Raw genomic sequence first — 11,228 nt, forward strand, 5'->3', positions numbered from 1 at the left:
TTTCCTGTTCACTCAGTTACTACACCGGCATTCGCTCTGTTCATCCATGGCTCAGCACAGTTCACGAAGCGACGTTCGGGAAGTACCGACAGTACTTGAGCAAACAGAAGCTGTTCTGCAGGACACAGATGCTTATTCATTCAAACGGTCGCAGGAATGGATGAAACAGGCGTATGATGGCGTCGTTAATAGAATAGAGACCGATGAATTTCGGCATGCCGTGCGGGCTGATTGGTTATACGGACCGAAGCGGATGCTTGGGCCGGAAAGTGACAGTGATGGTATTATGAAGCCTGTGATTCGTGATGTGTCGTCGAATCGTCGATCAATATTTGCTGAAACTTATGATCGGAAGGGAGAGGCAAAGACGGTTCACGAGTTATGGTCGGAGTACCATAGCTGTGGATATAGTGACGAGTGTGGTGTGCATCGGGAGTCGTGGAATGGCTGTAAGAATGAGTTGAGTGAATTCTCGGAGAAATTTTCGATTCCAGTGCCGGCGTGGTGGTTGTATTCGGATTCAGTTGATTCGGGAGGGGTGTTTCGAGTGGTAGACAAAGAGGGGGTTCCAATAGATGGGACTTCGATGCTCGGAATCACATATAGTTATGAAGACGGGGTTAAGATTGATGAGTAGGTCTACCGACATTCGTTCGTTGACCTTTATATACTGTCTGTACAGCAAGGGTCTATGAACTCGGCTCGCAATTTCAGGTGAACATATAAGTTTAAAGACCTTCTACTGCCATCTAGACCCCCTGTCACAATGTAATGGAAACCCGGTCAGGGATTGAAACCTCAGCGTGTTATCGCCCGCGCGCTCGATTTGGGAGCGTCACAATGTAATGGAAACCCGGTCAGGGATTGAAACACGAACCGACGACCAACGACGACGAGTCGGATGCGGTCACAATGTAATGGAAACCCGGTCAGGGATTGAAACTGTGCATCGACGTATCCCGTGGATGGTACCCGCGGAGTCACAATGTAATGGAAACCCGGTCAGGGATTGAAACATGCCGTCGAGGTATCTACTGACGAAGGACGGGCGGTCACAATGTAATGGAAACCCGGTCAGGGATTGAAACACTGTCGTCGTCTCACGGTTGTCATGGTTGTGGACCGTCACAATGTAATGGAAACCCGGTCAGGGATTGAAACACGAAGGAGTGTACCTGCGGGGACTGGGAGTGGAGACAGGTCACAATGTAATGGAAACCCGGTCAGGGATTGAAACTTAAAGGTTGTCAGTATGGCGTTATCCACCTCTTGGTGGTCACAATGTAATAGAAACCCGGTCAGGGATTGAAACTTGGCGACGAGGATCATAAGCCCGATACCGTCGGTCCGGTCACAATGTAATGGAAACCCGGTCAGGGATTGAAACTTGTCGGCGTCCTCGACCGGCACGAGCGGGACGATGGTCACAATGTAATGGAAACCCGCTAAGGGATTGAAACATCCGCCTCGCGCGCAACGCGCTCGACCAGATCGAGAGTCACAATGTAATGGAAACCCGCTAAGGGATTGAAACATGCCGTTTGTCAATAATGTTGATGAGCTCGACGAGCCACAATGTAATGGAAACCCGGTCAGGGATTGAAACAGCCAGTCGAGGGCATCGAATAGGCCACCGTCGCCGGGTCACAAGGTAATAGAAACCCAGTAAGGGATTGAAACAAAAAGTCGATGTCCCGGGCCAGCTTGTCATCTTCGAGTCAGATGGTAATAGAAACCCGGTCAGGGATTGAAACGAAGGTAGGTCATCGTGGGGAAGAAACGACTTAACAGTCACAATGTAATGAACACCCGCTAAGGGATTGAAACATATGGACGGCCAGGCCCCATCGGCCATAGCTCGGTGTCACAATGTAATGGAAACCCGGTCAGGGATTGAAACACTTCGCCATACAGCGAGTCGGCACCGGTCCCGAGTCACAATGTAATGGAAACCCGCTAAGGGATTGAAACATCCAGGCCTGGGTCTCGCCCCCCGCGTCATCGGTGATGTCACAATGTAATGGGAACCCAGCCAGGGATTGAAACCCACAGCGCTTGCATTCTAATCCATCCTCTACTGTCACGTCAAATGTAATGGAAACCCGATTAGGGATTGAAACTACCAGCCGTCGAGCGTGACCGTCGCGTTGTCCTGCCACAATGTAATGAAAGCCCATTAAGGGATTGAAACATGTAGTAGTCCTCACCAGCGCTGTAGACGCGCTCGCCAGAGTGTAATGAAAGCCGATAAGGGATTGAAGTTTGTCGATCTCAGCATCCACATCTCCAGGCGTGACGAGGCCACAATGTAATGGAAACCAGATAAGGTATTGAAACTACCAGGCTTCGGGAGGATCATCCAGGTTTACCAGCGGTCACAATGTAATGAACACCCACTAAGGGATTGAAATCCTTCGGCACCCATGCGACCCGCCTGCGTTGCGTCACAGCGTAATGAAAACCCGATAGGGATTGAAACTATGTGAAGGCGTCCATAGCGTCGTCATTACGACCACCACAATGTAATGGAAACACATCAGGGATTGAAATCAGTCCTCGTCCTCGTCACAGACGACGTGGCGGTTACCACAATATAAGAGGGTGTCATAGAACGGGTCTCACACCGACCATGTGGCTACCCAGATTCGATACGCACAGGTCGAGCTGATAGCGGAGCAGCAATCGGTTTCTCCGATAGCTGTCAAAAGAGGCCTGCTGAATATAGAGTATCAATGCAGTACGACGACTCCGTTTGTTTCACATCGAAATCAGTGGACTATCTGCTCACTACACGTGCATATCTTGTACGACGGCTCGGAATAGAACTGCGGGACATAATGCTGGTTCTTGTATTCCGGCATTCCGATATATCGACTGGTTCCTCTAATATGAATTGAGCGGTCAGTCGACACCAACTGGCGAGAATGAGTGGAGATGCGCTTGGCTTAACACTTGCAGTGAGAGTTGACTCTCCCTATAGTAGGTACCTATCGGATTTGTTATCTCTTGAAGGGGAGGGAAAGGGATCCCATACATGATCCCTGCCAACCTACCTGGAATACACACGGGATACAAACCCCGTGATTCTACATACATCTGGCGGATAAATAAATCTAGGGTTCAGATTTCGAAACTTTAGCTCAGATATAAATAATAAAAATACAATCTGTAAACGCATACATTTGGTTCCGTCGTTATCGGCGTAGCACACCGACCATCATTCCGAGTGCTAAATACGTCGTATCATTAAGAGTCACCTTCGAAAGCATTTCTAACAAGTTCTATTTGCTGTACAAATTCTGTGACCTCTCCTTCTATTCTCTTTTTGAGGCGCTGATTCCGTTCCTCCTCTTTTTTCTCCCGTCTCTGACGTTCAAGTGGAGTTTCTTTGAAGTTTACACTGACAGCATATACTGGCCGGTCGGTGTTTTCAGCCAAATCAACTAAATTTTCAATTTCGACAAGGGCCTGAGTAGGTGCTTCAGATGCTTCTGACCGAGAACGAAGACTTCTAAGCCGGTTCTCAAATTTCTCTATGTAGTCGTAGAACTCATGTCTATCACTACTTTCTTCAAGATTCATTTCCTTAGCTCGATAAAGAAAAACCTCCAACTCCGATTCAAGCTCTGAGTGCCACTGTTTATACTCAGACCTATTTTCAGCTTCGAGTTCCCGTGAACGCTTGAACCCAGCTAGAGCAGTATCGATCAGCGACTCCAGAGCCATGATTGCCAATATGTTCAATCTCGTATAATAATGTAGGGTGATCTGGAAGAGTTCTCCTTAGAGTCTCCTAACACCCCCCACTGTTTCGAGTGTTACAGCACCCCCATCTACCGATTGCTGTGGGGGGGCATCGCCCCCTTCCGTGCCCCGCGGGGCGCGATCGAGAGACAAAGACAGAAATTCATTGCCGCGACAACAAGTATGATAACCTTGCCGCTTGTTGTATGGTCCGAATCGGCACACGGCGACAAGGGCGACCCCACACAGGTTGCGATCAACCAACATCAAACTGACATGCGCTTAAATAACCCCCCTCACGTCATGCGCTTCTGTTTGGATTCAAAGCGTCACGCAGAATTATGGGCGCTGCAGGATTTGAACCCGCGACAGCTTGGTCCGAAGCCAAGTACTCTGTCCAGACTGAGCTAAGCGCCCTCACCACCTCGTTTCCGTCCGTTCCGTATAAGTCACTCGATTCCGACCGACCCCGACACGCGCCGCCACACCCGCGGCCGTTCTCAGTGACTGGCAATCGCCTCGAGCCCTCTTTATACCTGAGGACCATACACCTGAATATGACGGTACACGAGCCGCCAGAGTCCGGCGCCGGCGACGAATCGTCCGAGGGACGGCCCCTCGAGCTGTGCGGCGACGACGAGGAGGGCGTCTGGATGGCGGTCCCGCTCGAGGCCGACGAGCGGGCCGGGGCCTGGCTCTCGGTCGCCGACGCGGACCTCTGTGACCTCGAGGAGTGGCGGTAGAGATCGGACCGTTTATCCTCGCCGCCTGAGCAGGTGCGGGCATGACTGCGGGGGAGACGCTCCGGGGGTTGCTCGAGTTGACCCGACCGGTGAACGTGATCGCCGCGAGCGTCCTGACGGGTATCGGCGCGTTCGTCGCCGGCGGCGTGACGAGCCACCCCGTCGAGGTGGTCGCGGCCGTCGTCGCAACGGGGCTGGCCGTCGGGGCCGGGAACGCGATCAACGACTACTTCGACAGAGAGATCGATCGGATCAACCAGCCCCAGCGGGCGATCCCGCGGGGTGCGGTCAGTCCCCGCGGCGCGTTGCTGTTCAGCGCCGCGCTGTTCGCGGGCGCGATCGGGTTCGCACTGGTGCTCCCCCGATTGGCGCTCGCGATCGCGGGGATCAACCTCCTCGCGCTGGTCGCGTACACGGAGCTGTTCAAGGGGCTGCCCGGGCTCGGCAACGCGCTGGTCGCGTACCTCGTCGGGAGCACGTTCCTGTTCGGCGCCGCGGCCGTCGGCGAGATCGGTCCCGCGGCCGTACTCTTTCTGCTGGCCGGCGTCGCGACCCTGACCCGCGAGATCATCAAGGACGTCGAGGACCTCGAGGGCGACCGCGAGGAGGGGTTGCGCACGCTCCCGATCGCGATCGGGGAACGGCCCGCGCTGTGGGTTGCGACCGCGTTGCTGGTCGCGGCGGTGCTCGCGAGCCCGCTGCCGTACGTCCTCGAGGAGTTCGGCGCGATCTACCTGGCGGCGGTGCTCCCGGCGAACGCGATCATGCTGTACGCGGCCTACGAGAGCTTCTCGGATCCGACGGCCGGCCAGTCCCGGCTGAAGTACGGGATGTTCCTCGCGGCCGTCGCGTTCGTCCTCGGTCGCGCCGTCGAGGTCGTCGGTGCAGCCTGAGCGTCGGAGCCCCCGCGACGGCGCGCGCTCGAGCAGCCAGGTAACGTTTACGTCCGGCCGTCCTACGCCGAGGTATGCCAGTTACCGAGGACGACCGACTCCGAAAGATCTTCGACAACGAGACGATCGCGGTCGTCGGCTGCTCGAGCACGCCCGGCAAGGCCGCCCACGACGTGCCGAACTACCTCCTCGAGCGCGGCTACGAGATCGTCCCGGTCAACCCGACGACCGAGGAGGTCCTCGGTCGGCCCGCGGCCGACGCGCTATCCGAGGTCGACCGAGAGATCGACGTCGTCTGTATCTTCCGGCCCAGCGACGAGGTCGCGGGGATCGTCGACGAGGTCCTCGAGCGCGAGGACGTCGACGTGGTCTGGACCCAGCTGGGGATCAGCGACGACGAGGCCGCCGCCAGCGCCGAGGAGAGCGGCCGCACCGTCGTCCAGGATCGGTGTATGAAAGTCGAGCACGGGCGGCTCGTCGGCTGACCGGGCGCCGGATTCTGCCCCACCCGAGCGACGCTGTCGGTGCACGCAGAATCCTCAACCACCGACAAAGACTTACCGACCAGAGGAATACGGGAACACAATGTGTGACCGGTCCGGGGACTGTTCGAACGAGGGGACCTGCCAGCTCGTGCTCAGAAACGAGCGGACGGGGATGGAGATGGTGGAGTATCACTGCAAGGCACACCTCGTCGTTCGAGTCTGGGAGGCCGAGCAGGACGAGACCCTGGACGTCGTCGACGCCAAGAAGCTCTACCAGTAGGCCGTCGCGAGACGGGCTGACCGATCGGCGGCGTCACGACGTCCACTCCTCGAACGAGCGGTAGATGCCCTTCGAGAGGTAGCGCTCGCTCGAGTCCGGGAACACGGTGACGACGGTGTCGTGGGGCGTCTCGAGGTCGCCCTCGTCGATCCGGCGGGCGACCCGACGGGCTGCAACGCTGGCGGCGCCCGCGCTCGAGGCGACCAGGTGGCCCTCCTCGCGGGCGAGGCGGGCGAGCTCCTCGTGGGCCGCCCGATCGGAGACGGCGCGGACCACGTCGACCAGCTCCGGATCGAACAGCTCGTTCGTCGAGGGGTCGTGGGTGCCGATCCCCTCGATCTTGTACTCGCCTTCCTCGCGCTCGTCCTCGAGGAGTTCGCCGTACACCGACCCCTCGGGTTCGACGGCGACGACGTGGGTCGACTCCTCGCGCTCGAGGGCGTAGCGGGCCAGTCCCATCAGCGTCCCGGCGGTTCCGCAGCCGGCGACGACCGCGCCGACCTCCCCGTCGAGAGCCTCGTAGATCTCCGGCGCGGTCGTCTCGTAGTGGGCCTCCGCGTTTAGCGGGTTCGAGAACTGCTGGGGGACGACGGCGTCGTCGAGCTCCGCGGCGAGTTCGCGGGCGCGATCGATCGCGCCGCCCATCCCGTCGTCGGTCGGCGTGTTGATCACCTCGGCGCCGAGGGCGGCCATCAGCTGCTGTTTCTCGACGCTGAAGCGCTCGGGCACGACGAACATCGCGTCGAGGCCGAGCTGTCGGGCGGCGATCGCCAGGCCGATCCCCGTGTTGCCGGCGGTGGGTTCGATCACCGTTCCGCCAGCCGCCAGATCGCCCCGCTCGAGCATTCGCTCGAGCATGTACCGGCCGATGCGGTCCTTGACGCTCGCGCCGGGGTTGAACGACTCGAGTTTGGCGTAGATCTGCACGTCGTCCGGCGACTCCTGGAGACGAACGAGCGGGGTCCGACCGATCGTCTCGAGCACCGAGTCCACCGGTCGCTCGTGGGTCGTCATCGTGCTGGCAAATGTTGCCCCCGCTGTTAGTTCTTGCTATCCTCCCGCTCTCGATCGGCAGTCTCAACGCTGCTCGCGGGTGAATTCGGCTCGGAGAATTGTGCCGGGATTACTCGGCGGTCGTTTCGCCGGGCTCGACGGGTTCGTCGTTGCCCTCGAGTTCGGCCTGGTCGATCGCCGCATCGGCGAGGATCTGCTCGCCGTCGATTCCCTGCTCCTCGGCGATCGCGAGCAGCAGTTCGCGCTGCTCGGTCAGCTGGTGGTCCAGCCGCTGGGCGGTGTCGTTGGTCTCGTCGACCTCCTCCTCGAGGTGGATGATGCGCTGCTGGAGTTCCTGGACCTGCTTGTACATCGCTTCGGCGCGTTCGGACAACCCCTGGAGCTTCTTTGCGGTGCTTCCGAGTCCCATAGCCGGGCCTTGGGGGCGCTCCCAGTTGGTCCTTTTCACTAGCCGGTCCGACACTGGCCGAAAGACTTATTACGAACCGCGAACAATCAACTAATGCACACGAGGTGACCACCCCTGGTGCTCCGACCGGCAACGAGTACCTGGACGCAGAACCTCGAGATGCCGTCTCGGCTGTTCGGACAGCAGGGACAGCGACTACGAACTGTACGAGGAAGACGACGAGTTCGTCCTCACGATCGACATGCCGGGGTTCGAAACCGACGAGATCGATCTGGCGTGGGACGACGGCGTCCTGAACGTCGCCGCCGAACACGTCGACGACGATCGCGGTCGGAAGAAGACCTACCACCGTCGGTTCCGCTTCCCGAAGAGCGTCGCCGACGACGAGATCACGGCCGCGTACACGAACGGCGTCCTCGAGGTGACGCTCCCGACCGCGGGTCCCGAGACTCGCGGCAGGGAGACCCCCCTCGAGGGTGAGTAACGCCGAGCGGTCTCCCCGACCGTTTACGGCCGATTCGGCATCCGGAACGAACCGTCCCGACACCCGGCTCCGCCGGCGAACCGACTACCTCGGCCTGCGCGGATCGTCCGCGTCGGCCGACAGCGACAGCTATCACTGATACGTATGCAACTCCGAGTAAAACCACTCAAACGGAAAGACGCGGGCAGCGGTCTGGCATCGATCGACAGAGAAGCGATGGACGAACTCGGCGTCTCGAGCGGCGAGTTCGTCGCCATCGAGGGCGGCGAGGACCGCGTCATCGCGCGGGTCTGGCCCGGTCGCTCCCAGGACACGGGGAGAGGCACCGTCCGCATCGACGGCCAGCTTCGACAGGCCGCGGGCGCCCGAATCGACGACGCCGTCTCCGTCGAGGCGGCCGACGTCGAGCCCGCCGAGCGGGTTCGGGTCGCCCTTCCCGAGAACGTTCGCATCCAGGGCGACATCGGCTCCTACCTGCGGGGCAAGCTCGCGGACCGGGCCGTCAGCCCGGGCGACACCCTCTCGGTGTCGCTGGGCTTCGGTCTCCTGACGAGCCGCTCGGGCCGTCAGCTCCCGATCACGGTCGTCGACACCGAGCCAGCCGGGACCGTCGTCGTCGGCAACCGGACCGACGTCGAACTCGTCGACCGCACCCCGGACCAGCTCGAGATCGAGGCTCGAGGGCCGATCGAGGGCGGCGACGGCGAGGACGGCGAGACGCCGACGGTCACCTACGAGGACGTCGGCGGGTTAGACGACGAGCTCGAGCAGGTCCGCGAGATGATCGAGCTGCCGATGCGCCACCCCGAGCTGTTCCGGACGCTGGGCATCGAGCCGCCCAAGGGCGTCCTGCTGCACGGTCCGCCGGGCACCGGGAAGACCCTCATCGCGCGGGCGGTCGCCAACGAGGTCGACGCCCACTTCGTGACGCTCTCCGGCCCGGAGATCATGTCGAAGTACTACGGCGAGAGCGAGGAGCAGCTCCGAGAGATCTTCGAGGAGGCCGCCGAGAACGAGCCGTCGATCGTCTTCATCGACGAACTCGACTCGGTCGCGCCCAAACGCGAAGACGTCCAGGGCGACGTCGAACGCCGGGTCGTCGCGCAACTGCTGAGCCTGATGGACGGGCTCGAGGACCGCGGCGAAATCACCGTCATCGGGACGACGAACCGCGTGGACGCGATCGATCCTGCGCTGCGCCGACCCGGACGGTTCGACCGCGAGATCGAGATCGGCGCCCCCGACGCCGGCGGCCGCGAGGAGATCCTCCAAATCCACACCCGCGGGATGCCCCTCAGCGAGGACGTCGACCTCGAGCGTTTCGCCGAGAACACCCACGGCTTCGTCGGCGCCGACTTAGAGAACCTCGCCAAGGAGGCGGCGATGACCGCCATGCGGCGACTCCGCCCCGAACTCGATCTCGAGGCCGACGAGATCGACGCCGAGGTCCTCGAGCGGATCGAGGTCACCGCGGCGGACTTCCGGAGCGCGCTCCGGGGCGTCGAGCCCTCCGCGATGCGGGAGGTGTTCGTCGAGGTTCCCGACGTCACCTACGAGGACGTCGGCGGCCTCGATGAGGCGAAGGGTCGGCTCCGCGAGGCGATCCAGTGGCCGATGGAACACGCCGATGCCTACGAGCGGGTCGACCTCAGCCCCGCGAAGGGGGTCTTGCTCCACGGCCCGCCGGGCACCGGGAAGACCCTGCTCGCGAAGGCCGTCGCGAACGAGTCGCAGTCGAACTTCATCTCGGTCAAGGGGCCGGAGCTGTTCGACAAGTACGTCGGCGAGTCGGAGAAGGGGGTCCGCGAGGTCTTCGAGAAGGCCCGCGCGAACGCCCCGACGATCATCTTCTTCGACGAGATCGACGCCATCGCGTCCAAACGCGGCAGCGGGGGCGGCGACTCGAACGTCGGCGAACGGGTCGTCTCCCAGCTGCTGACCGAACTCGACGGGCTCGAGGAGCTCGAGGACGTCGTCGTCGTCGCGGCCTCGAACCGACCCGAGCTGATCGACGACGCCCTGCTGCGACCCGGCCGACTCGACCGCCACGTCGAGGTCGCCGAGCCCGACGAGGCCGCCCGCCGCGAGATCTTCCGGATCCACACCCAGGACCGGCCGCTGGCCGCGGACGTCGACCTCGACACGCTGGCCGAGGAGACCGAGGGGTACACCGGCGCCGACGTCGAGGCCGTCTGTCGCGAGGCCGCGACGATCGCCGTCCGGGAGCACGTCGAGCGCGAGGCCGCCGGCGAGTCCTCGCCCGTCGAGGCGATCGAACTCACCGCCGACCACTTCGAGCGCGCCCTCGAGGAGATCTCGCCCGACGCGGTCGCCGACCTCGAGTCCGGGCTCGAGACGGGCGGGTTCGACGGGCCGGACGCGGCCTGATCGACGCGATCCGGCCGGGTCGAGGTCGTGACACCGGGTCCGACCGACTGACCGTCTCCGCTGGGGCTGTCGTCCCGGCTTCCGAACACCGCGCCCTCGAGCGATCCGCGCCGGTGCTCGAGGCGAAAGGCCCTTAAGTTCCAGCTCCCTACGTAGAGATGGATAGGTCGGGCAGTTTGGCCCTGCTCGTTACCCGCGCTATGGTCATTAGCGGGGACCGAACGCCGCGGGCGTCCGGTCAGACCGGCCGGGGCCCCGGGAGCCAACAGAGAAGCCTCGTCCGTCGGGGACAGCGGTCCGCGATGGCCGTCCGCAGGGACGCCCCATCGCGGTTAGCCGGCGACAGCCCATCAGGCGCGGAAGCGAGCAGTGGACCGCCGGACACCTGTCGCTCGACGGGTCGCGGGGTGGAGAAGGCAACCGGGATTCCCCCGGCCGGAACGCCGGGCAACCGCGGCCCTCCACACTCATACTTCAGTTCGTACTCTTCGCGTCGAGCAGCGGCGTTGTTACCGTTCGACGTATCGGTGAGCGTCCCGGCTTCCCTCCGCAGTCGAGCGAACGCCGTGCGGTCACGGGACGAAAGTGTCCCCTCACCGATTCGCGCCGTCGCTCGAGCGTGCTCCCAGCTATTGGTGTAATCGTCTCGACGAGTAAACTCGACAGGACGCGCTATTCGGCCGCTTCGGCGACCTGCTGTCGGTCCTCGAGTTCGAGCCCGCCCTCGAGGGTGCGGACGGGGTAGGGGATGTCGATCCCCTCCTCGTCGAAGCGCCGTTTGACGGCGG

At 61.3% G+C, this 11,228-nt stretch carries 9 protein-coding genes, 1 tRNA gene, 1 other RNA gene, 2 pseudogenes and 1 CRISPR repeat array; of the genes and pseudogenes, 8 read left to right on the forward strand and 5 right to left on the reverse strand.

Going from position 1 to position 11,228, the window contains the following annotated elements:
• A partial coding sequence (locus C492_RS23960) for a hypothetical protein (RefSeq protein WP_204365621.1) occupies nucleotides 1–637 on the forward strand: 637 nt, incomplete at its 5' end.
• A gap of 123 nt (nucleotides 638–760) precedes the next feature.
• A CRISPR array of direct repeats spans nucleotides 761–1,900; the repeat unit is 37 nt; unit sequence GTCACAATGTAATGGAAACCCGGTCAGGGATTGAAAC.
• 1,346 nt (nucleotides 1,901–3,246) lie between these two features.
• Here the strand turns inward: C492_RS23960 and C492_RS23965 are convergent.
• Together C492_RS23965 and C492_RS18490 are read right to left on the reverse strand one after the other, a co-directional pair.
• Nucleotides 3,247–3,726: a hypothetical protein gene (locus tag C492_RS23965; protein WP_152424958.1), complete on the reverse strand. Its 480-nt coding sequence runs from the start codon at nucleotides 3,724–3,726 to the stop codon at nucleotides 3,247–3,249.
• A 360-nt stretch (nucleotides 3,727–4,086) separates the two neighbouring features.
• Nucleotides 4,087–4,161 (reverse strand) — tRNA-Arg (locus C492_RS18490).
• Nucleotides 4,162–4,301: 140 nt separating this feature from the next.
• Here C492_RS18490 and C492_RS18495 point away from each other — a divergent pair.
• From C492_RS18495 to C492_RS18510, 4 genes are all read left to right on the forward strand, one after another.
• Nucleotides 4,302–4,487 carry a hypothetical protein gene (locus C492_RS18495; protein WP_008426417.1) on the forward strand — a complete coding sequence of 62 codons (186 nt, stop codon included), beginning with the start codon at nucleotides 4,302–4,304 and terminating at the stop codon, nucleotides 4,485–4,487.
• A 41-nt stretch (nucleotides 4,488–4,528) separates the two neighbouring features.
• On the forward strand, nucleotides 4,529–5,380 hold the full coding sequence (locus tag C492_RS18500; protein WP_008426419.1) for a geranylgeranylglycerol-phosphate geranylgeranyltransferase: 852 nt from the start codon (nucleotides 4,529–4,531) through the stop codon (nucleotides 5,378–5,380).
• A 74-nt stretch (nucleotides 5,381–5,454) separates the two neighbouring features.
• Entirely contained in the window at nucleotides 5,455–5,865 is a 411-nt protein-coding gene (locus C492_RS18505; RefSeq protein ID WP_008426421.1) for a CoA-binding protein, read from the forward strand.
• Nucleotides 5,866–5,965: 100 nt separating this feature from the next.
• A complete protein-coding gene (locus C492_RS18510; protein ID WP_008426423.1) occupies nucleotides 5,966–6,145 on the forward strand; it encodes a hypothetical protein in 180 nt (59 codons plus the stop codon).
• A 33-nt stretch (nucleotides 6,146–6,178) separates the two neighbouring features.
• On the opposite strand, the gene C492_RS18515 is transcribed toward C492_RS18510, so the two are convergent.
• Both C492_RS18515 and C492_RS18520 read right to left on the reverse strand, forming a co-directional pair.
• The gene (locus C492_RS18515) at nucleotides 6,179–7,159 is read right to left on the reverse strand and encodes a PLP-dependent cysteine synthase family protein (protein ID WP_008426424.1); all 981 of its coding nucleotides are present in this window, start codon (nucleotides 7,157–7,159) and stop codon (nucleotides 6,179–6,181) included.
• A 109-nt stretch (nucleotides 7,160–7,268) separates the two neighbouring features.
• The gene (locus C492_RS18520; RefSeq protein ID WP_008426426.1) at nucleotides 7,269–7,568 is read right to left on the reverse strand and encodes a DUF5798 family protein; all 300 of its coding nucleotides are present in this window, start codon (nucleotides 7,566–7,568) and stop codon (nucleotides 7,269–7,271) included.
• Nucleotides 7,569–7,682: 114 nt separating this feature from the next.
• Here C492_RS18520 and C492_RS18525 point away from each other — a divergent pair.
• The 3 genes and pseudogenes from C492_RS18525 to ffs all read left to right on the forward strand — a co-directional run bounded on the left by C492_RS18525 (nucleotide 7,683) and on the right by ffs (nucleotide 10,908).
• A pseudogene (locus C492_RS18525) lies at nucleotides 7,683–8,052 on the forward strand (Hsp20/alpha crystallin family protein).
• A gap of 144 nt (nucleotides 8,053–8,196) precedes the next feature.
• The gene (locus C492_RS18530; RefSeq protein WP_049893187.1) at nucleotides 8,197–10,440 is read left to right on the forward strand and encodes a CDC48 family AAA ATPase; all 2,244 of its coding nucleotides are present in this window, start codon (nucleotides 8,197–8,199) and stop codon (nucleotides 10,438–10,440) included.
• 154 nt (nucleotides 10,441–10,594) lie between these two features.
• An RNA gene (gene ffs, locus C492_RS23225) (signal recognition particle sRNA) lies at nucleotides 10,595–10,908 on the forward strand.
• A gap of 204 nt (nucleotides 10,909–11,112) precedes the next feature.
• Here the strand turns inward: ffs and C492_RS25440 are convergent.
• A pseudogene (locus C492_RS25440) lies at nucleotides 11,113–11,228 on the reverse strand (mechanosensitive ion channel family protein); the annotation flags it as partial.

The sequence above is a fragment of the Natronococcus jeotgali DSM 18795 genome (assembly GCF_000337695.1).
GTDB classification, from domain to species: Archaea; Halobacteriota; Halobacteria; order Halobacteriales; family Natrialbaceae; genus Natronococcus; species Natronococcus jeotgali.